This window comes from Flavobacterium sp. HTF, from assembly GCF_003105115.1.
In the GTDB taxonomy this organism is placed as follows: domain Bacteria; phylum Bacteroidota; class Bacteroidia; order Flavobacteriales; family Flavobacteriaceae; genus Flavobacterium.
Map to the genome: position 1 here is coordinate 1 of NZ_QETH01000008.1, position 21042 is coordinate 21042.

Consider the following 21042-nt stretch of genomic DNA (forward strand, 5'->3'; position numbering starts at 1 on the left):
TTATTCAATTAAAACCATTTTCGGGTAAAAAGTGTGACTAATGTTTTAGGAGCAAATGTCACCACAAATCGTATTTTTTCGTTGTATTTTGGTTGAGAAATTTCCCACCCGTTGTTTGAGTAAACCGGAAAATAAAGTTCGAAGTAATCCGGAACAAGGTTTAATCGAATACCGCTATCATATGCAAAATCAGCTTTTTGATGTTTGTTTTTTAGAAAACCAACATCTCCGTACGCCTCAATCCAGTTCCATAAAGAATAACTGGCATTCAGAGTTGTCATCCATTGATTGGCATATCTTGGTTCGATTTTAGATTTAAATCCACCCTCGGCAATTACATATTGCTGGCTAAAAATTCCGGTACTTTCCGATCTTCCCAAAAAATTATAATCAAACAAATAATCCGTTGGCCTGTCTAAACCAAAACTAAAATAATCAGAATTTGTTCTGTTGTACAAAAAACTTGCGGCGTATAGCCTCAAATTCAATTTGTTATTATTCTCAAATAATCTTCTGTATTCTACTTCTCCCGCCAGTTTTCCAAAATCACCCGAAAACTGAACATCGGTCATAAAATTAAAATGATTCACCAATTCTGTTTTCGTGTTCATGTATCGGGCGTTAAAAACAGAATAATTAGGTTTGGAATTATCAGTTATAAACTCACTTTCTTCACGATTTACAATCACCTGGCGCAGCAGGATTAACTGTTTTCGGTTATCTCTTAAATTTTCTTCACGGATCCTGAACTGAACCATCGGATTCAGTCTCAGATAAGTAGCGTCCGGGGCATAATGATAATAATTCTGACTAATGGAATAACGTACATTATAAAGTGTACTGTTTCGGTAATTATGATTTAATGCAAAAGAAGAAGAACCGGACAAAGTACCTGCTTTTAAAGAATAGGCGGGATTGATATCAAAAGTAAAAGGTTTATCTAAAATGGTTTTATTATGAAAACGCATTCCCGGTGTAAAACCGTCATAATAATTATAAGTAAGAGTCGGGATATATAAAATTTGGTTGTAGAAAGGATCTTCCAGATCTTTTGCAAAATTGAATTTTATCGGACGATTTGTAATTACCAGGCTTTTTAATGATTTCCAGTTGTTTCTTAAATTGAATTCCGGGACTTCATTATCATAGTTTAAAACTATTTTATCCGCATTTTTACGGTCAAATACATAAACAGAATCGTTACTTTTTGGTTCAATCCAGGTTTTGAAGACTACTTCGTTATTTTTAAGCCCATAAACAGGAATAGGAGTAAACACACCCGTTTTATTGGTGATTGAAAACTGAACGCTGTCTTTTGTCCTGGAAACATTCGAAAACTTATAATCTATAATATCCCTTGAATCAATAATGGTTTTAAAGAACCAGTTGATATCTTTCGGACTGTTTTTTGTCAGTATCTTTTCAAAATCAGCTCTTTCGGTTTGCTGGTGTTTATTCAGTTCGTAAAATTCCTGAACGCTTTTTGGTACAATATCATGGTTTAAATAATCATCTAAATAACTCAGGCTTAAACCTGCACGATATTTACTGGCAATTTGCTCGTTGAATTTTATCAAACTGTTTTTTGGGTCACCAAGCGGCTGATCCAGATTCTTTCTGGCCATCAACATATAATAATAGCTGTATTGCTCATTAAAAGTCAGATTGGTAATATTATAACTTTTAAAGAGTTTCATGTTCGAAAGGCTTCCAAGCATTTTTTGGTCCGAATGGTTTTCTTCCATGTACTTCATCATGGTATAAATCTGGATTCCGTCATAAATCCAGTTGTCTTTTCTAGGATCCAGGCGCAAACTATTCTTTAAATAATTGTTCAGATACGTTTTTAGGAAAGTAATTTCAAACACAAATTCATCAGAAAATGGACTTATAAAAGACGGCAGCTGATTTAAACCATAAAATGGGTTTCGGTCATAATCTGTCTGTGAAATGGTAATCTTCTCATGGGGATATTTGCCAATAAAAGCGCTGGCAAAAGTAACCACACGATTGATAATAATCGCTTTCTGGATTTCGCTGAGTTTTTTATTCTTCAAATTCGAAAGAATTTCAACCGAACCATTTTCATAGCTCTTAAAACTGTTTTCTTTTTCAATAAACAAATTAAAATCGGTCCTGTTACTTCCGGAAAAAGAATAAACTTCTGATAAGGGATTGGTAAGATCTTTTGACACCGAATTTAAGTCAGTTGTAATCGAGTAATTTTTCGGGATTTTTATCGAAATTTCATAATCTGTTGGCGCATTGGCAATATCATCCAGATTGAAATTATTATATAATGTAAAACCATTATTATCATGACGTTCGGGACTTAAAAACCAGTTTTTCAGGTTCATTCCCCCATTTTGATCATAACCATAACGCGTAAATTTATCACTCGGAACTTTTACAATATAAGTAATGTGCAAATCGATTTTCTGATCAGGTGCCAGTTTTTGTTTCAGTTTTACGAGAATAAGATCCGGGTTTTTGTCTGTTCTTATCCATTCAAACGCCATGTCATTAGAATCCACTAAATTTAATATTGTCGTATTTCCTCTCTCTTCAGCATTTGCCAAATGAAAACCACGATAAAATTCATCTGAAAAACGTCTGGCCAAAGGCGTGTTTTTATTCGAAAAAGCATTATTCCAGTCATTAAGAACAATACAATCAATAGAATCATTTGAAGTATTATAAAATGTAATATTTTGTTTTACATTTAAAGTTTTAAGTTCAAGATTTACCGCCACTTCCATCTTAGAGTGATGCTGCGCATATTGTTTTACTGAACTAAATAAAACGAAGAAAAACAAAACTATTTTATAAAATGATTTCAAAGTTGGCTTAAATTTTAGGCTGTATTTTTAATTTACGAGCGTACAGTTGTTTTGGATTTCTGTAAAAATAGTATAAAAAAAGCTGTTTAAAAAAACAGCTTTCAATTTTTTGTAAGAATTAATGTATTTTAAACATACGCGTAATATAAGTCATATAAAAATCGACTTTTGCTTACTCTTAGGTTATTTATGAGATCAAAAAATTATTAGAAATTCGGACTCAAATCGTATTTTTTATAGAATTTATCCAAAACATCAACCACTTCGTCTTCTGTATCTACAATTTTGAATAAGTTCAGGTCTTCAGGACTTACTGTCTGCATTTTTTCAACCAAAACCGTTTTTACCCAGTCGATCAGTCCGGACCAGAATTCAACACCAACCAGGATAATCGGGAATTTTCCGATTTTCTTTGTCTGGATTAAAGTGATGGCTTCAAACATTTCGTCCAGAGTTCCAAAACCTCCAGGCATAACCACAAATCCCTGAGAATATTTAACGAACATTACTTTTCTCACAAAGAAATAATCGAAATTCAGGTTTTTATCATGGTCGATATAAGGGTTAAAGTGTTGTTCAAAAGGCAGTTCAATATTCAAACCAACTGATGTTCCGCCACCTAAATGCGCTCCTTTATTTCCAGCTTCCATTATCCCGGGACCACCTCCTGTAATCACGCCATAACCGGCCTTACTAATTTTAAAAGCAATTTTTTCTGCCAGTAAATAATATTTATCATCTGGTTTTGTTCTTGCCGATCCAAAAATCGATACACAAGGACCAATACGACCCATACTCTCATATCCATTTACAAATTCGGCCATAATTTTAAAAATCGCCCAGCTGTCATTTGTTCTAATTTCATTCCACGTTTTTTGTTTTAAACGATCCTGGATTACTTTATCCTCATCATTATCAAAATCTTCTAATCTCATTTTAGGTATTTTATAATTTATATTTTTAAGGAGCTATTTCCTGCTGTTCCTTCCAAATCTTTTGCGTTCGCAGTGGCGAACACAAAAGGATTTTCCCTCCCATCAGGGCTAGGGCACTCGTTTTCAATTGAACTTCTCGGTTATAAAAAGAAGAATCCGTTTTTAATATGTTTGCTGTTCAATTGATTTAGTAATGTTGCTTTTTACTTTTCCGGTATGTTCAGTAGTTTTAGATTCAATCAGCATGATTAAACACTCCTCATCTGATGAAACCCTGTGGTTTATACCTTTTTTGACAACAAATAAATCACCTTTTTTCATGTAGAAAGAGGGTTCGTTTTCAATTTCCATCAAAAGCTCACCATCGACGATATAAAATAATTCGTCTTCATTTTCGTGATTGTGCCACGGAACTTCCTGACCTTTTATTTTTGCCACTTTAATATACTGATCGTTTACTTCATCAATTATTTTAGGCGAAAAATACTGGTCTACGCTGCTTAATTTTTCTTTTAGATTCATAGATTTTATCTTAACCTTTATCAAATCAAAAAAAGCTTTGACAAAAAGGGCGTACTAAATTAGTGCTTTTTTTAAGAATTGACACAAAAATGCGCATTTATTAATTTAAATGTAATATTTTTTAATATTATATTTTTGTTGAAGTTTCATTATCAATTAATTGTAACTCTCCTTATTTTAAAAAAATATAACGTTCCTCCAGAACTGATTTGCTGTGCGTATTTACATTGTTAACGGATTAAAATCCGTTGCTACAAAATATTTCGTTCCTCCGGAACTTAGATTGCCGGAATTTACAGATGAACCGTAGGCTCTATTTAACAATGGTATGACGGATTAATAATCAGTCATACCATTGTTAATATTAAAAAAAGACCCGTAGGGTTGGTCAGTATTGTAGAGACGGATTTTAATCCGTTATTCAGAGTTAACATGAAAAAAAAAGACCTGTAGGGTCGGCCAATATTGTAGGGATGGATTAATATCCATCCCTATAGATTTTGTTATTCTAATTCCTTTTTCAAAAACTTAGCCGTGTAACTTTTTTTGTTTTTTGCTACTTCTTCCGGAGTTCCTTTGGCTATAAGTTGTCCACCGCCTTTTCCTCCTTCAGGACCAATATCGATTATATAATCGGCAAGTTTGATCACATCCATATTATGTTCGATAACCAGAATCGTATTTCCTTTATCAACCAGTTTATTGATCACATCCATTAAAACACGAATGTCTTCAAAATGCAATCCGGTTGTAGGTTCGTCTAAAATATAGAACGTATTTCCGGTGTCTTTTTTAGACAATTCCCCGGCCAGTTTGATACGTTGCGCTTCACCACCCGAAAGTGTTGTACTTTGCTGACCCAGCGTGATATATCCTAAACCAACATCCTGAATTGTTTTTACTTTTCTGTAAATCTTCGGGATATTTTCAAAAAACGGAACTGCTTCATCAACCGTCATATTCAGTACGTCAGAGATAGATTTTCCTTTGTAACGAATTTCTAAAGTTTCTCTGTTAAAACGTTTTCCCTGGCAGGTTTCACACTCCACATATACATCAGGTAAAAAGTTCATTTCGATTGTTCTCACCCCTGAACCTTCACAGGTTTCGCAGCGCCCGCCTTTTACGTTAAAACTAAAACGGCCTGCCTTGTAACCACGAATCATACTCTCTGAAGTCATCGTGAATAAGTTTCTGATTTCGGTAAAAACTTCCGTATAAGTCGCCGGATTCGAACGTGGTGTTCTTCCAATCGGACTTTGATCGATATCAATTACTTTATCAATATGTTCTAAACCTTCAATCTTTTTGTAAGGCTGTGGTTTTTTTACTCCGTTAAAATAGTACGCATTCAGAATCGGGTAGAGGGTTTCATTAATCAAGGTTGATTTTCCGCTTCCTGAAACTCCCGTTACACAAATTAACTGACCCAACGGAATTTCTATTGAAACATTTTTAAGGTTATTTCCGGTTGCTCCTGTTAATTTTAAGAATTTGCCATTGCCTTTTCTGCGTTCTTTCGGAATCTCTAATTTCATCGTACCATTCAGATATTGAGCGGTAATCGTATTCGATTTTAGAGTTTCTGCCGGAGTTCCAATGCTGATAATTTCTCCTCCGTATTTTCCGGCTTTTGGCCCAATATCAATCACGTAATCTGCCGTTTCAATCATATCTTTATCGTGCTCCACCACAATAACTGAGTTTCCGATATCACGTAATTGTTCTAAAGATTTAATCAGTTTTTCATTGTCTCTTTGATGTAAACCAATACTTGGTTCATCCAAAATGTAGAGAACACCAACCAGTTGCGAACCAATTTGTGTTGCCAGACGAATACGCTGTGCTTCTCCTCCCGAAAGTGATTTTGAACTTCGGCTTAAAGCCAGATAATTCAGACCAACATTCATCAAAAAGTTCAGACGGTCTTTGATTTCTTTTACTACTTCAGAAGCAATCAGAAGTTGTTTATCTGATAAATGGCTGTTTAAATCCTGAAACCAGATCGTAAGATCAGAAATGTCCATATCACATAATTCTGTGATATTTTTTCCATTTACCCTAAAAAACTGTGCCTCTTTTTTCAAACGGGAGCCTTCGCAAACAGGACAATTGACTTCATCCATGAAATCTTTTGCCCAACGTTTTATAGTGGTAGATGCGCTTTCATCATATTGATTTTTAATGAAATGAGATATTCCTTCAAAATCAATTTTGTAATCGCGGGTAACACCTAAGTCTTTTGAGTTTACAGTAAATTTATCTTTTCCTCCATGAAGAATCATATTCATTGCTTCTTCCGGAATTTTCTCAATAGGGTCAGTGATTTTAAACCCGAATTTTTCACCAATTACTTCTAACTGTTTAAAAATCCAGGACGATTTATATTCGCCAAGGGGAGCAAAACCACCTGCTTTAATCGATAATTTCGGATTTGGGATAATCTTTTTTATATTGATTTCATGAACAGTTCCTAATCCGTTGCAATGCGGGCAGGCTCCTTTTGGGGAGTTAAATGAAAACAAATTAGGCTCCGGATTTTGATAGGAAATTCCGGTTGAGGGACACATTAAATTCCTGCTGAAATAACGAACTTCATTCGAATCCTGATCCAGAATCATCAGCACATCTTCGCCATGATGCATTGCAGTATTAATACTTTCGGCCAATCGTTTTTGATTGTCTGCCGTATCTTCAATCAGCATTCTGTCAACTACAATTTCGATATCATGGGTTTTATAACGGTCTAATTTCATTCCTGAAACCAAATCCTGAACTTCACCATTTACACGGACTTTAAGGAATCCCTGTTTCGTTATTTGCTGGAATAATTCGGCATAATGTCCTTTTCTGGCTTTAATAACCGGTGCAAGAATGTTAATGCGTTTCCCGTTGAAATCCTGAATAATTAAATCTTTTATCTGGTCATCAGAATAGGATACCATTTTTTCGCCGGTATTGTAGCTGTAAGCATCTGCACCACGGGCATAAAGAAGTCTTAGGAAATCGTAAATTTCTGTAATTGTTCCAACTGTAGAACGCGGACTTTTGCTGGTTGTTTTTTGTTCAATCGCAATTACAGGCGAAAGTCCGTCGATTTTATCAACATCCGGACGTTCTAAACCACCAAGAAACTGTCTCGCATACGCAGAAAAGGTTTCTACATAACGACGCTGTCCTTCGGCATAAATGGTGTCAAAAGCCAATGATGATTTTCCCGAGCCTGATAAACCGGTAATTACAACCAGTTTTTCCCTCGGAATTGATATGTCTATATTTTTCAGATTATGAACTCTTGCGCCAAGAACTTCAATAGTGTTGTCTTTTTCTAACATAAATTTGAGCAAAACGCAAAGTTACCACTTTGATTTGTTCTTTTAATACTAGTGTACAAAACTTTATGTTACAATTAGTAACAAAAAACGCTAATATAAATTAGCGTTTTCGTTTTCGGGTTGCCATATATTCTTCGATGGCTTCTTTGGTAGTGTACCAGTTTCGGCCTTCTTTGTAAGCATCAATTTTTCCTGTTCTGGCCAATAAACTAATATATTCCTGACCATAAGGAGATTCCGGTTCGCTTACAATATTTATGATGGGCTGATAATCATAAGTGCTTCCGGGCATGGCATTCAAATAAATATTTAGTGTTCGCTCGAGTGCCTGACACATCAAAAGAATTAACTTTTGATAGTTGCCATTATTAGCCTGATTGAGTGCTTCATAATATTTTTTTCGATCATTTTTTAAAATAATTGCTGGAGGAAAACCACAGCGCATTAATAATAAATTCATGCTTAAGCGTACTGTACGGCCATTACCATCAAAAAATGGATGTATCCAGACTAATTTATGATGATAAATTGTAGCAAGTTCAATATCATTTAGATTTAATGGATTTGTATTTATAAAATCAATTAATTCATCCAGGTAGTCTGAAACTTTATTGGCATTGGGAGGCATGAAATTTGCTCCCGAAATACGTACACCGCCATTGCGGATTCGTCCTGCAAAATCATCTTCAATAGACCGTAAAACCAAGCCATGAATAGAAAGAATGTCAATACTCCTTAGCTTATAATCCTCACTAACGATGTTGTACAAATAATCGATGGCTTTGTCATGATTATGTGTTTCAAAATGTTCCCGAAGTGATTTTCCTTTAATGGTTATTCCTTCCTGAATGACCATTTGGGTTTCACGTAAGCTCATGGTATTTCCTTCAATGCTGTTAGAATTGTAAGTCCATTCGAGTGATAAACTTTCGCGGATTTTATTCAAAGCGATATTAGGCAGTGGTCTGCTATTTTGCAGCTGCTCTCTTTTTTGATACAGTCTTTCAAAGGTTGCATCAAATTCTTCCCGGTATTTTAGGTCTATATTCCACATTACTCCACAAAGGTACTTCTTAATATCGGATAAATAAAATTTTTAACTTATCCGATATTAAGAGCTATTCGATTGTCATTGAACGGAGTTTTGTTCGGTATGCTTCAAGTGCTATTGATTTGGAAATGATCCCGTAATATTTTTCATTTCGCAAAACGGGCAGAAAGGCTGTTTTTGATCTTTCGAATTTACTCATCACGATTTCCATACTATCAGTAGAAAAAATTGTTGCAGCAGGTGTTTTCATTACATCGCTGATTTTGGTATATTTTACACGATAGGCATTAAAAATGATTTCACGGATATCATTAAAATGAACTATTCCGACCAAATCTTTATCATTATTGACCACGGCAAAAACGACCTGGTTAGAATGCGAAATCAAATCGACAAGTTTGCTTAAATTTTCATCCGGATGAACGGTTAAGTAATCGCACTGAATAATCGTATCAATATCTAATGTAGAAAGTATATTAGAATCTTTATTGCTCGTAAAAGCATGCCCTTTCTTGGCTAATCCTTTTACGTCAAGCGAATATTTCTCGAATTTTTTAGAAATGGCAAAACTTATGGAGGAAACAATCATAAGCGGAATCATTAATCCGTAACCGCCGGTAATTTCCGCAATTAAGAAAATAGCGGTAAGCGGAGCATGAAATAAGCCGCTAAGGATTCCTGCCATTCCTACCATTGTGAAATTTCCTATTGGGAGTTTTGACAAACCCGTCAGGCTGATAAATTTAGAGAAAAAATACCCAAGATAAGATCCTAAAAACAGGGAAGGAGCAAAGTTTCCTCCATTTCCGCCGCTTCCAATTGTAAGCCCCGATGCAAATACTTTTACCATCATCGTAGCCCCGACAAATAAAAGCAATACCCAGTTGTTATTCCTGAAATCTGCAAACAAAGTATTGTCCAGCAATTTTCCCGGATCTGTTTCAGATAAGGTTTTAATGCTTTCATACCCCTCACCAAACAAAGTGGGAAAGATAAAAATTAAAACAGCTAACAGTGAAGAACCAATAAATGCTTTTTTATAAGGCCCTATTTCGAGTTTAGAAAAATAATGTTCTACCCTTTGGAAATTTCTGGAATAATAAATAGCAGTAAGACCTGTCAGTACTCCTAAAAGTACATAAAAAGGAATATTATGATAATCAAAAGTTTGTTGCGTTTTAAAACTTAAAAGAATGGTTTCATCCAGAACAATAGCAGAAACCAAAGCACCCGTTGCTGCAGAAATCATAATAGGGGTGAATGCCGAAATACTGACATCTACCAGCAAAACTTCAATCGCAAAAAGAACCCCTGCAATTGGGGCATTAAATGCTGCCGCAATTCCGGCTGCAACTCCACAACCAATAAGGAGCGTTCTGTCTTTATACGGTAATTTATAATTTTGGGCAAAATTAGATCCAAAAGCGGCACCTGTTATCACAATCGGGCTTTCTAAACCAGCCGATCCTCCTAAACCTACTGTTAAGGAACTGGTTACGATCTGAGCATACATTTGCTTTTTCGGAATTATACTTGCTTTTTTTGCTACAGCATAAAGTATCTGCGAAGTTCCTTTCTGGATACTTCCGTTTAAAACTTTTTTCACCACCAAAACCGTCAGCAGAATTCCGATTATAGGCAAAATACTGTTGATAAAACTCAGTTTTAAAATTCCGTTAATATAAGTTGCAAACGAGAAAACACTGTGAGCAAATGTTTTCAGGACGATTACAGCAAGTGAACAAGAAATACCAATTAAAACACTTGATAAAAAAATAAATTGCTTTGGGGTCATTAATGATTGAGCCAAAGCAATAATGCTTTCTAGTCTTCTGAAATATTTTTTTAGCATTCTCTTTAAAAAATTATGGGTATTGCAAATTTAGCCTTTTAATCCATAAAGTTAAGACAATAAAATTTCTTATTTTTTAAAATTAGTCAACTAATGCTGCGGCGTGTTTGGCAACAATCCCAAAATTGTACCCCTGGGCGGCATCATAACCTGCATAATTTACAGCAATCAGCTGACCACATTCATTGAAGACAGGGGAACCGCTTGCCCCATGTGTAGATGTTACATTATACTGAACACTTACACCATCAGATTCTTTATTTATCTGACCTTCATATACCTGAACTTTAATACCGCTTCTTGTATTAGCAAGTGTCATTCCCATTGGATAGCCTATCAAAATAGCATTAGTTCCCGGTTTTATTTTAGCATCATCTGTAACGGCAGCATCCAAATCAACGATATTGCGAACAGATCCGGGCAATGTTTCGCTGGCTAATTGCAAAACGGCAACATCAACTTCATTTCCGTCAGCGATTTTATAAACTTTACATTTTAGCCAGTCTTCTTTAGAACCATGAAGCGCCACACTTATCTCAACCGATTTTGAGCTTACGGTAATGTCATCAACGCTTACATATTTTATTTCTTTTGCAGGAGCTGGTTCTGCAGTAGTAGTTTCTACAGCTTCAGGATTATCGTTTGCAGCCACAACTGCAGCACTAGAATCTACTACTGCGCTCGTTTCGTGAACGACATCTTCAGATTCTTCTCCTTCACCTTCTTCAGAATAATATTCATTCCAGTTTTTTTCAAGATAAGTCTTATAATCTCCTTCGCTTATAGAATCCGGCAGGATACCTGCAATATGTTCTTTTAAATAAGTAAAAGAATTGTTGCTGTCATCGCCATAAAGCCACGGTTCTGCAACATGATGATTGGTTACTATTTTTCCATCTTCTGAAACAAAAAATCCTGTTCCGGAGATTGTTTTTTCTTCTAAATTACTGTCATCAACTTCAAGCTGAAAAGGTTTAGATCCTTTTATTGATATTTCGACAGTATAAGTATGTTTTACTAAAACAACAGCATCTTTATATTTATCATAGATTTCTGTCTGGCCATTTAAGCAGATTACTTCCTTTTTATTATACTTAGCCCAGATTTTAGGAATGAAAATAACGCCAGGTACTGCAACAATAGCGATTACAACTCCAATTTTGATATTTCTTGACTTTTTATTTGGTTGTTTTTCTTCTGAAAAGGATTCTTCCGACATAATGGTTTTGTTTAGTTTTGCGGTCAAATTTAGTAAAAAAAATATTCCATTTTTTCAAAAAACATTATGTCGGTATGTTATTTTTAACTGTTTTTAAATCAGTAGTTTAAGGGTTAGAGTCCAACTGCTTTATCATCACCTCGAAAGTCGGCACCACCTTCAAGTTCATTATTCGGAAGTACCAAAATAGCATCAACTTTTCCGATAATTGGTGTTGGTTTTTCGTTAATCAGGTATTTTTTTGATTTCAGTTTTTCAATTGTATTCGGGTCAAATGTATCCGGTTCAAACGTGATTAAGTCAGGAAGCCACTGATGATGAAAACGCGGTGCATTTACGGCATCCTGCATGCTTAAATTATACTCATAAACATTTAATATAGTTTGCAAAACCGAAGTTATAATAGTAGAACCGCCGGGAGTCCCAACAACCATAAAAAGTTTTCCGTTTTTCTCTACGATGGTTGGCGTCATAGAACTCAGCATTCTTTTTTGGGGTGCAATGCTGTTAGCTTCATTTCCAACTAAACCAAACATGTTTGGAGATCCTGGTTTGGCACTAAAATCATCCATTTCGTTATTCAGGAAGAAACCTAATTCATCACAATAATATTTAGATCCATAACCATCATTTAACGTGGTTGTTGCAGCAATAGCATTACCAAACTGATCCACAATAGAGTAGTGTGTCGTTTCTGTACTTTCGTTATAAGTTACTTTTCCTTCTTTTATTTCAGATGATAAACTGGCTTTTTCAGGATTAAAAGTTGACATTCTGTCCTTCAGATAAGCATCGGCTAATAACGCTTTTAGCGGAATTTTGACAAAATCAGGATCACCCAAAAAATAGCTTCTGTCTGCGTAAGCTCTTCTTTCTGCTTCAACAATTATCTGAATGGATTCATCTGAATTATGCCCCAGCTTTGATAAATCATACGGCTCAATCATTTTTAAAATCTGCGCTAAACAAATTCCGCCGCTGCTTGGTGGCGACATCGATGTGATTTTTAAATCTTTATAAGTAAATTGTAAAGGCTTTCTCCATTTGGCTTCATATTTTGCTAAATCCTTCATGGTGATAATACCACCTTTTTGCTTTAAATAATCAACCAGAATTTTAGCGGTTTCACCTTTATAAAATTCATCCCTCCCATTTTTCTGGATTCTTTTTAAAGTCTTTGCTAAAGCAGGATATTTAATAGTGTCATTTTCTTTGAAAGTTCTTGATGCATCAGAAGTTTCACCATTTATTTTTACAATACTTTCATGATAATCCTTTAAGCTTTTTTCCTGTTTTTTAGTGACAATTACACCTCTTTCCGCAAGTGCAATTACAGGTTTCAAAATTTCGGACATTGGCATGGAACCGAACTTTTTATGTACGGCAAAAACGCCCGCGATAGTTCCCGGAACTCCGATTGCTAATGCTGTTTGGGTACTTTTACCTTTAATAACATTTCCGTCCTTGTCTAAAAACATATCTTTTGTTGCAGCCAAAGGTGCTTTTTCACGATAATCCAAAGATCCGACTTCGCCATTTTCTTTTCTGTAAACCATAAAACCGCCACCGCCAATATTTCCGGCAAACGGAAAAGAAACCGCCAGTGCCAGTTCTGTACCCACCATGGCATCAAAAGCATTTCCGCCGTTTTTCATAATATCGGCACCAATTTTAGAAGCTTCCTGACGGGCAGAAACGACCATCGCTTTGGTAACCACCAAACCTGTTGGCTTAACCGGATTTTGCTGCGCCGTGCAACTGATATAGATAAAGGTAACCAGGAGTGTTATTTTTCTCATAGTAAGAGTAATTTTTGTTTTGCATTCACTTTTATATCTTCAAAAAAGAGTGTGAATTCCTGTTCAAATTCAGTATAGAATTCCTTTAATTCCGTACTGGCAAACTGCATTTTTGATTCGTTTCTCGATCTTCTGTCCATTTGGGTCAGAATCTGATGGATTCCTTCTACGGTACGGTAACTCAAAAGCCAGTTTCTCTGAATCATATACGGCATTAAGTCCTGCGTTTTTTCAGTCAGGATATCATAATTTTCATGTAATGATTTGTAAAATCGGTTAATAAAACTTTCCAGTTTTTCATCCGAATACTGCTCCCAGTTTTTGGCTAAGAAATGATCATAGAGAATGTCGACAATTACTCCGGCATAGTGATGGTACTTTTCGTGCAGCCTTTTGGTACTCTGTCTGAAAATATCATGCGAATCAGTATAAGTATCTATAAAACGGTGTAAAAGAATTCCTTTTTGGACATCTTCCGGAAAATGTTCAAACTGTTTTCCGCGAATTCCGTCGGCCATAAAATTACCGATTTTGATTAAGTCGTTATCCCCTGAAAGATAGATGTGGGCTAGGAAGTTCATTTTTTTTAAGATGCTAAGGTTCTATGTTGGTAAGAACCTGAGTTATTTAGTAAAAGTATGAAAACTTTTTCATACCATTTTAGTGATGTACGGCTTCGATACTCAATTTTATTAAAATCTTAGCTACTTAGAGCCTTAGAACCTTTTTAACTTTTCTATATTTGTAATTGGTAACCATAACTCACAAAAATGACTTTAATAAAATCTATCTCAGGAATACGCGGAACTATCGGCGGAAAAGTTGGAGATAATCTGACGCCTGTTGATGCCGTAAAATTTGCATCGGCTTACGGAACCTTTCTTAAAAATAATACTTCTAAAGAAAAATTAACGGTTGTAATTGGTCGCGATGCCAGAATTTCCGGCCCGATGATTCATAACCTTGTTGTAAATACACTGATTGGTTTAGGAATAAATGTAATTGATCTTGGACTTTCTACAACACCAACTGTAGAAATTGCCGTACCACTTGAAAAAGCAGACGGAGGAATCATTCTTACGGCTTCTCATAATCCTAAACAATGGAATGCCTTAAAATTACTGAATGAAAAAGGAGAATTCCTGAGCGGTGCTGAAGGAGCTAAAATCCTTGAAATTGCAGAAGCAGAAGCTTTCGACTTTTCAGATGTTGATAACCTTGGAGAAATCACGGTTAATGATGCTTACATGGATATTCATATCGACGAGGTTTTAAATTTACCTTTGGTAGATGTCGAAGCTGTAAAAGCGGCCAAATTTAAAGTAGTTGTTGATGGCGTAAATTCATCGGGTGGAATTATTATCCCGAAATTATTGGAATTAATGGGCGTTGAAGTTGTAAAATTATACTGCGAGCCAAACGGACATTTTCCTCATAACCCTGAGCCTTTAAAAGAACATTTAACTGATATTTCTGAATTGGTTGTAAAAGAAAAAGCACATTTGGGAGTTGTTGTGGATCCTGATGTAGATCGTCTGGCTTTTATCAGCGAAGACGGAGAAATGTTTGGTGAAGAATATACTCTGGTAGCCTGTGCCGATTATGTGTTGAGCAAAACGCCTGGAAATACGGTTTCGAATATGTCATCTTCACGTGCTTTGCGTGACGTAACAGTGGGGCATAAAGGAAAGTACGAAGCCAGTGCAGTAGGCGAGGTGAATGTAGTGGAATTAATGAAAAAAAATAATGCCATCATCGGAGGTGAAGGAAATGGCGGAATTATATATCCTGAATCACATTACGGACGTGACAGTTTGGTTGGAGTAGCTTTATTCCTTACCCATCTGGCAAACAAAAAAATGTCTGTTTCGGCTTTGAGAGCTTCATATCCTGAATATTATATGAGTAAAAACAAAATCGAATTGACTCCGCAAATTGATGTTGATGCAATTTTGGTGGCCATGACGGAGAAATATAAAAATGAGGATATTTCTACAATTGATGGTGTTAAAATTGATTTTGCAACAGAATGGGTTCATTTGAGAAAATCAAATACAGAACCAATTATCAGAATTTATACAGAAGCGCCTTCACAGGAAACTGCGGATAAGCTTGCACTTCGAATTATAGATGAAATAAAAGCTATAGCAGGGATTTAAATTTTTGTTTAAACATAAAAAAAAACTCTTTCGTTAATTCGAAAGAGTTTTTTGCTTTTAGAAGAAATATAAAGTTTTAGTTCTTTATAATTTTTAATGATTTTTTAATCTTTCCGTATTGTGCATTTACAATATAAACACCACTCGAAAGTTTTTCACCAATCCTGATATCTTCATTTGTAAAATAAGCATCCGATGAATAACAAACTGTTCCTTTCATATCAACAATTTTTAAACGCAAAGGTTCTGTAGTTTCAGATTTGATATGAAGTGTGGACTGATACTTAACAGGATTCGGATAAATGGTAAAAGAATCTTTTTCCAAAACAGGATCATTGACACCTAAATTTGAAGTCGTAACATCAATATAATTAAAGTTCATATCATCAGATTTGAATTTAATTTTTAAGTACACTTCGCCTTTTGGCAAAACAACTCCGGTTACAACTTTATCCGCATACGTTTGAGCACCACCCGTGGCAGGAAAAGTTTCATCCGTTTTTACCACAGCATCATTGACCAGGATATCAAATTTACCGGGATTAGTGAGAGCAGCAACTCTAAAAGTAAGCTGGTATGTTCCTGCATCAGCTACATTAATTATAAATTCATTCCAGTCGCCTGTATTTATAGAACTTACATTTTGTCCCGTATTAGCATCTGTTGTGTTTTGCAGGGTCGTACCTTTTCTGCGATAATGTTTGTTTGCCGTAATTCTTCCCGGAACATTCATTTTTTTGCTTGTGTAGGGAGCATTGATATATTCTGTTCCAATTGGTTTTAAAACTCCGCTAGTGGCACTTAATAGCTGACCTTCGAGCATATCGGTCCAGTCTGCCGGTACTCTTCCTGTAAACCAGGAATACCTGTAAATATCCGGATCGTTTTCAAAACTGGTCAGGATATCCTTCATAAAAGCTATTTTCTGATCGGATGTCTGAATTACCCTGTTGGCAAATTCGGTTACCCATACAGGTCGATTATATTTTTTGAGGAGTCCGGTTACCCCGACAACAGAGCCGGCAGTATTATCATAGGTATGAAAAGCAATATAGTCAACTTTGCAATTCGGGCATAAAGCAAAGAATTCGTCATGCCAGACAATAGGACTACTATAACCTCCGTAATTTTGAGGACCATTATAGGCTGGTGAAGCACTTACAATTTCCAGGTTTTTGGCGGCAGCAATTTTTTCAACATTTCCCCATGCATTAACTGCTTCTTGTGGGGTTAGTTTTGCTCCGTCATTAAAATTAGGCTCATTAAATGCTAATAAATATTTTGTACCCGGTTTTATTTTATTGATAAAACCCTGAACATCGGCATCGCTTATCTTTCCCCAGACCATTGGTACAAATTCAACGCCTAAGGATTCATAATCTGCCCTGACGTCTGTGTCTGGTTCAGAAAACCAGTTGTACCACCAGGAAACTCCGGGCTTTAGTGCCAGTAAATCAGCCTTGGAGTGATAGCCATACGCGATACCGCGTTTCGGACTCTGGGCTGAAATGGCTGTCATGAGAAATAACAGCAAACAAGTAAAAATTAATTTTTTGATCATGGTTGTGATTTTGGGGGTTGTTAAAAAAACTAGTTCAAATATATATAGTTTCTTTTTTTATTTTGATAAAAAAATCATTACAAAAACACATCAATAATTACCCGCTTCAGAGTGTGTGATTTATTTCTTTTTGAAAATAAAAAATCCAGAGAGCTTTCGCTTCTGGATTCTTATTTTAATTATTTGTCAATTCTGTGTTTCCATCTTTTGTGGGTCCAAAGATAATATTCAGGAGCTTCAAGAATTTGCTTTTCTACCTCCTGCAGGTATTTTTCTGTAACGTCAAAATTTGGATATTCATTAGGATTGTCTGCTATAGGCATAAAAGTTGCCTCATAATGCCCTCTTGATAGTTTCTTCACCTTTACAAATATGACACTCAAATCATATTTTTTGGCCAGCATTTCGGCACCCGTATGTACAGGAGCTTCGACACCCATAAATTTCATTGAATGAAAAATTCTGTCCAGTTTTGGCGATTGATCGCTTGCCAGGCCATACATGCTTAAAATTCCGTCACGCTGATTTTGTGCCATCATCGGAATAGCCTGTTTGGTCTCAATCAATTCGGTTTGGTATTTTGATCGTATTTTTCGAATTAATTTATCAAAATAAGGATTAGCCAGTTTTTTGTAAACAGCCACTCCCTGAAAACCAATTTTCGGGTTAATCGTCATAAGCCACTCATAACTGGCATAGTGTGAAGCTACAAGAATCACGCTTTTTCCTTTTTTGGCATAATCCAAAACCAAATCAAGATTGGTTACCTTAAATCTTTTATCCATTTCCTCTGCAGAAATGCTCATGGTTTTAATCATTTCCAGAAACATATCGCACATATGGCTGTAGAATTTTTTTTCGATAATCTTTCTTTCAGAATCATTTAAATGCGGCAAAGCAAGTGCCAGGTTCTCGCGAACTACTTTTCTTCTATATCCAATGATATGATATACAAGAAAATAAACACAATCAGAAAACCAGTAAAATAATCTAAAAGGAAGTATAGAGATAAGCCAGAGTAAAGGGTAGGCCAGTATATAAACAATAAATTGCATGAAATTCTTTTTTTGCAAATATAAAGTAAAAATGAATATCACCGATAATTTGGTTTCTTACTCCCTTATGTACGATAATGATTATATTTGCTCTTCACATTAATTAATTTTTATGAATGTTATTTTAATTGGGATAATAGTTGCCAATATACTTATAAGTTATCAGGGGTTTAATGATTATAATTTTTTCAGAAGATTTGAATTTCATGTCGGAAGTATTCGTTCGGGAGAGCAAATCAGAATGTTGTCTTCTGGTTTTCTGCATGTCGATCTGATGCATTTGGCTTTTAACATGCTGACACTTTGGTTTTTTGCGCCAGATGTTATTTCGCATTTAGGAAATTTTTCATTTGTATTAGTTTATTTTGGAAGTTTGATTTTTGGAAGCCTGCTTACTATGGTTTTCCATAAGAATGATTACAGCTATCGTGCTGTAGGAGCTTCCGGAGCAGTTACAGGCGTTTTATATTCAGCAATATTACTTAATCCGGATAAAGAAGTGGGATTGTATTTTCTTATCTGGCTTCCAGGTTATGTTTTCGGAATTTTATATTTATTGTATTCGATTTACGGTATGAAAGCCAAGAATGACAATATTGGGCATACAGCGCATTTTGGAGGTGCTATAGGAGGGTATTTGATTACTTTGATAAAAGATCCCTCATTATTTTCGGATCAGACTTTTGTTGTAATCCTGTTATTAATACCGATTTTGATTCTTTTTGGAATGGCAAAATTGGGAAAACTCTAATGATGGCACAACTTTTGAAATGCAATTAACGAACTATTAAATATAACAAAAATGAAAAAACTAGTATTATTTTTAACAATCATGTTTATGACTATGTCTTACGGCCAGGAAATCAAACAAATCCCTTTAATCAATGTAAATGGTGAAGGAAAAGTAAAAGTAGCCCCTGATCAGGTTTGTATTTCAGCTTCGGTTGAAACAAAAGGGAATAATGCTAAAGAGGTTAAAAAACAGAATGACGAAAAAATGGATGCTGTTTTGAAATTCATCAAAAAAATGAATATTCCGACTGCAGATTTCAAAACAAAACAAGTAGCTCTTAATCCGCAATACGATTATGAGAAAAAGAAAACAAGTTATAATGCTACACAAACGGTAGAAATTATTGTTAAAGATTTGACTAAATATGACGAATTGATGGAAGGTCTTGTACAACAAGGTATCAACCGAATTGACAGAGTTTCTTTTGAATCATCTAAATTAACTCAATACCAATCTGAAGCCCGCAAACTGGCTATGAAAGATGCGAAAGTAAAAGCAGAAGAATATGTATCTGTTTTAGGTCAGAAAGTAGGTAAAGCGTTTACGATCTCTGATAATTCTCAAATCTATCACCCACAGCCAATGTATGCTGCGATGAGAATGAAAGAATCCGCAGATGCTATGGGAGCGTCAAATGAAACTTTAGCAATTGGAGAAATAGAAATTACTGCAAACGTTAGTGTGAGTTTTGTTTTAGACTAGGAAAAAATAAAATTCCGATATAAAAAAAAATCCAAATCCCAATTTTACGATTGGGATTTGGATTTTTTTATGAAATCCTAAAAAGGGTAAACGCTTAGAAATTAGTATTTACTTTTTTAGAGCGATCTGCAATGTATGAAATCAGCCAGGTAACCTGTCCTTCTTTTACAAAGTATACTTTCTTACTTTCTAAGTTTGGAATACCTTCTAATAAACATACCAATATGTTATTTGCCGAGATAAGATATTTTTGGTCGTATGTACTCAAAACTCTGGCAGCCTCTTTATTTGTTTGAGCAAGTGTATTAAACTTACTGAAATTATTCTTCAGGATTGCATCGTAATTGATAACATCTTCCATATTTAAAGTAACATAATGTTCTTTAACGTTCTCGTTATAATAAAGCGTTGCAAAAGCCCATACAGCCCCGCCTGATAAATAAATTTTATCTTTCTTTAATAAAAGAGGATTTGTGTCAAGCATCTCTTTTATCTTTTTACGCAGAATCGGGTTAAAATCAAAAGATTTTTCCTGATAGGTTGAAAGATCATTAGCCTGGTTCGGATTTGCCACCGTTTTTTTAACAGCATCGGTAAGTGTCATGGTACCAAAATCTAGTTCAAGTGGTATAAACTCTAATTTATTATCTTCAAGTTCATCGATATACCCACCTTTAGTAGTCTGAGCACCGATATCAAGTAATAAAGCGTTAGGATAGTCAACAGGAGGCATAGCACCTTTAACCAATGTTTTAGCTTCTTCGTCAACATTCATTACATCAAAACTTTTGTTGGTCAGGGTAGTGATTTTTTTTGATAAAACATCAATATTGCTGGCAGACGCAAAAACAGGAGCAGCTACTATAAATATATTTTCTTCGCGAATTTTATATTCTTCTCTTATTTTCTTTAACTGTTCAACAACCGTAACACTAATTTTATTCATATCTTCCTGAGGAACTTCGCCCTTAGCAGCAATATGTTCAGCAAAATTAAGCCTGTCAGTGGTAAAAGAGATGATCTTGTAGTCTGCTTTTCTGATATTGTTTACCTCAATAACTGAAACTTTTATAGCTCTGCGGCCGATTTCAATTCCTGCGAACAGATTTTTTTGGGAAAATGAATTGGTGGAAAAAAATAAGTTTAAAAAAATTAAAACTAAAATATGGTATTTGTTTTTTTTAAGCATTGGATTAAATTATGGTTATAATATAAGAAC

At 35.1% G+C, this 21042-nt stretch carries 15 protein-coding genes; 3 read left to right on the forward strand and 12 right to left on the reverse strand.

Features of this window, described 5'->3' with window-relative positions; genetic code table 11:
• Positions 1–8 precede the first annotated feature (8 nt).
• From DCO46_RS03795 to DCO46_RS03835, 9 genes are all read right to left on the reverse strand, one after another.
• A complete protein-coding gene (locus tag DCO46_RS03795) occupies positions 9–2759 on the reverse strand; it encodes an aminopeptidase (protein WP_116751252.1) in 2751 nt (916 codons plus the stop codon).
• Positions 2760–3046: 287 nt separating this feature from the next.
• A complete protein-coding gene (locus DCO46_RS03800) occupies positions 3047–3775 on the reverse strand; it encodes a TIGR00730 family Rossman fold protein (RefSeq protein WP_116751253.1) in 729 nt (242 codons plus the stop codon).
• A gap of 162 nt (positions 3776–3937) precedes the next feature.
• A complete protein-coding gene (locus DCO46_RS03805; RefSeq protein WP_116751254.1) occupies positions 3938–4297 on the reverse strand; it encodes a cupin domain-containing protein in 360 nt (119 codons plus the stop codon).
• Positions 4298–4800: 503 nt separating this feature from the next.
• On the reverse strand, positions 4801–7632 hold the full coding sequence (gene uvrA, locus DCO46_RS03810; RefSeq protein WP_116751255.1) for an excinuclease ABC subunit UvrA: 2832 nt from the start codon (positions 7630–7632) through the stop codon (positions 4801–4803).
• 100 nt (positions 7633–7732) lie between these two features.
• Positions 7733–8686 carry a Fic family protein gene (locus DCO46_RS03815; protein WP_116751256.1) on the reverse strand — a complete coding sequence of 318 codons (954 nt, stop codon included), beginning with the start codon at positions 8684–8686 and terminating at the stop codon, positions 7733–7735.
• 64 nt (positions 8687–8750) lie between these two features.
• Entirely contained in the window at positions 8751–10535 is a 1785-nt protein-coding gene (locus DCO46_RS03820) for a chloride channel protein (protein WP_116751257.1), read from the reverse strand.
• An 82-nt stretch (positions 10536–10617) separates the two neighbouring features.
• Positions 10618–11754 carry a serine protease gene (locus tag DCO46_RS03825; RefSeq protein ID WP_116751258.1) on the reverse strand — a complete coding sequence of 379 codons (1137 nt, stop codon included), beginning with the start codon at positions 11752–11754 and terminating at the stop codon, positions 10618–10620.
• A 113-nt stretch (positions 11755–11867) separates the two neighbouring features.
• Positions 11868–13553 (reverse strand): gamma-glutamyltransferase, encoded by a 1686-nt coding sequence (gene ggt, locus DCO46_RS03830; protein WP_116751259.1) that lies wholly within the window; start codon positions 13551–13553, stop codon positions 11868–11870.
• Positions 13550–14134: an ACP phosphodiesterase gene (locus DCO46_RS03835; protein WP_116751260.1), complete on the reverse strand. Its 585-nt coding sequence runs from the start codon at positions 14132–14134 to the stop codon at positions 13550–13552. Before DCO46_RS03835 ends, ggt begins: the two co-directional genes overlap by 4 nt.
• 189 nt (positions 14135–14323) lie before the next feature.
• Here DCO46_RS03835 and glmM point away from each other — a divergent pair, with 189 nt between their 5' ends.
• Entirely contained in the window at positions 14324–15712 is a 1389-nt protein-coding gene (gene glmM, locus DCO46_RS03840; RefSeq protein WP_116751261.1) for a phosphoglucosamine mutase, read from the forward strand.
• A 76-nt stretch (positions 15713–15788) separates the two neighbouring features.
• Here glmM and DCO46_RS03845 read toward each other — a convergent pair whose 3' ends face one another.
• A complete protein-coding gene (locus DCO46_RS03845; RefSeq protein WP_116751262.1) occupies positions 15789–17273 on the reverse strand; it encodes a cellulase family glycosylhydrolase in 1485 nt (494 codons plus the stop codon).
• Positions 17274–17452: 179 nt separating this feature from the next.
• Entirely contained in the window at positions 17453–18328 is an 876-nt protein-coding gene (locus tag DCO46_RS03850; RefSeq protein ID WP_116751263.1) for a lysophospholipid acyltransferase family protein, read from the reverse strand.
• A gap of 112 nt (positions 18329–18440) precedes the next feature.
• Here DCO46_RS03850 and DCO46_RS03855 point away from each other — a divergent pair, with 112 nt between their 5' ends.
• Both DCO46_RS03855 and DCO46_RS03860 read left to right on the forward strand, forming a co-directional pair.
• Positions 18441–19079, forward strand: a complete 639-nt coding sequence (locus DCO46_RS03855) for a rhomboid family intramembrane serine protease (RefSeq protein ID WP_116751264.1) — start codon at positions 18441–18443, stop codon at positions 19077–19079.
• Between the two features lie 51 nt (positions 19080–19130).
• Positions 19131–19823 carry an SIMPL domain-containing protein gene (locus DCO46_RS03860; protein ID WP_116751265.1) on the forward strand — a complete coding sequence of 231 codons (693 nt, stop codon included), beginning with the start codon at positions 19131–19133 and terminating at the stop codon, positions 19821–19823.
• Positions 19824–19917: 94 nt separating this feature from the next.
• On the opposite strand, the gene DCO46_RS03865 is transcribed toward DCO46_RS03860, so the two are convergent.
• On the reverse strand, positions 19918–21012 hold the full coding sequence (locus DCO46_RS03865; RefSeq protein WP_116751266.1) for an exopolyphosphatase: 1095 nt from the start codon (positions 21010–21012) through the stop codon (positions 19918–19920).
• Positions 21013–21042 lie beyond the last annotated feature (30 nt).

Coding starts and splice junctions, on each gene's coding strand:
- DCO46_RS03825 (WP_116751258.1), bottom strand. CDS start 11,754: ATGTCGGAAGAATCCTTTTCAGAAGAAAAACAACCAAATAAAAAGTCA.
- DCO46_RS03865 (WP_116751266.1), bottom strand. CDS start 21,012: ATGCTTAAAAAAAACAAATACCATATTTTAGTTTTAATTTTTTTAAAC.
- DCO46_RS03845 (WP_116751262.1), bottom strand. CDS start 17,273: ATGATCAAAAAATTAATTTTTACTTGTTTGCTGTTATTTCTCATGACA.
- DCO46_RS03835 (WP_116751260.1), bottom strand. CDS start 14,134: ATGAACTTCCTAGCCCACATCTATCTTTCAGGGGATAACGACTTAATC.
- DCO46_RS03860 (WP_116751265.1), top strand. CDS start 19,131: ATGAAAAAACTAGTATTATTTTTAACAATCATGTTTATGACTATGTCT.
- DCO46_RS03815 (WP_116751256.1), bottom strand. CDS start 8,686: ATGTGGAATATAGACCTAAAATACCGGGAAGAATTTGATGCAACCTTT.
- DCO46_RS03800 (WP_116751253.1), bottom strand. CDS start 3,775: ATGAGATTAGAAGATTTTGATAATGATGAGGATAAAGTAATCCAGGAT.
- ggt (WP_116751259.1), bottom strand. CDS start 13,553: ATGAGAAAAATAACACTCCTGGTTACCTTTATCTATATCAGTTGCACG.
- glmM (WP_116751261.1), top strand. CDS start 14,324: ATGACTTTAATAAAATCTATCTCAGGAATACGCGGAACTATCGGCGGA.
- DCO46_RS03820 (WP_116751257.1), bottom strand. CDS start 10,535: ATGCTAAAAAAATATTTCAGAAGACTAGAAAGCATTATTGCTTTGGCT.
- DCO46_RS03850 (WP_116751263.1), bottom strand. CDS start 18,328: ATGCAATTTATTGTTTATATACTGGCCTACCCTTTACTCTGGCTTATC.
- uvrA (WP_116751255.1), bottom strand. CDS start 7,632: ATGTTAGAAAAAGACAACACTATTGAAGTTCTTGGCGCAAGAGTTCAT.
- DCO46_RS03855 (WP_116751264.1), top strand. CDS start 18,441: ATGAATGTTATTTTAATTGGGATAATAGTTGCCAATATACTTATAAGT.
- DCO46_RS03805 (WP_116751254.1), bottom strand. CDS start 4,297: ATGAATCTAAAAGAAAAATTAAGCAGCGTAGACCAGTATTTTTCGCCT.
- DCO46_RS03795 (WP_116751252.1), bottom strand. CDS start 2,759: ATGGAAGTGGCGGTAAATCTTGAACTTAAAACTTTAAATGTAAAACAA.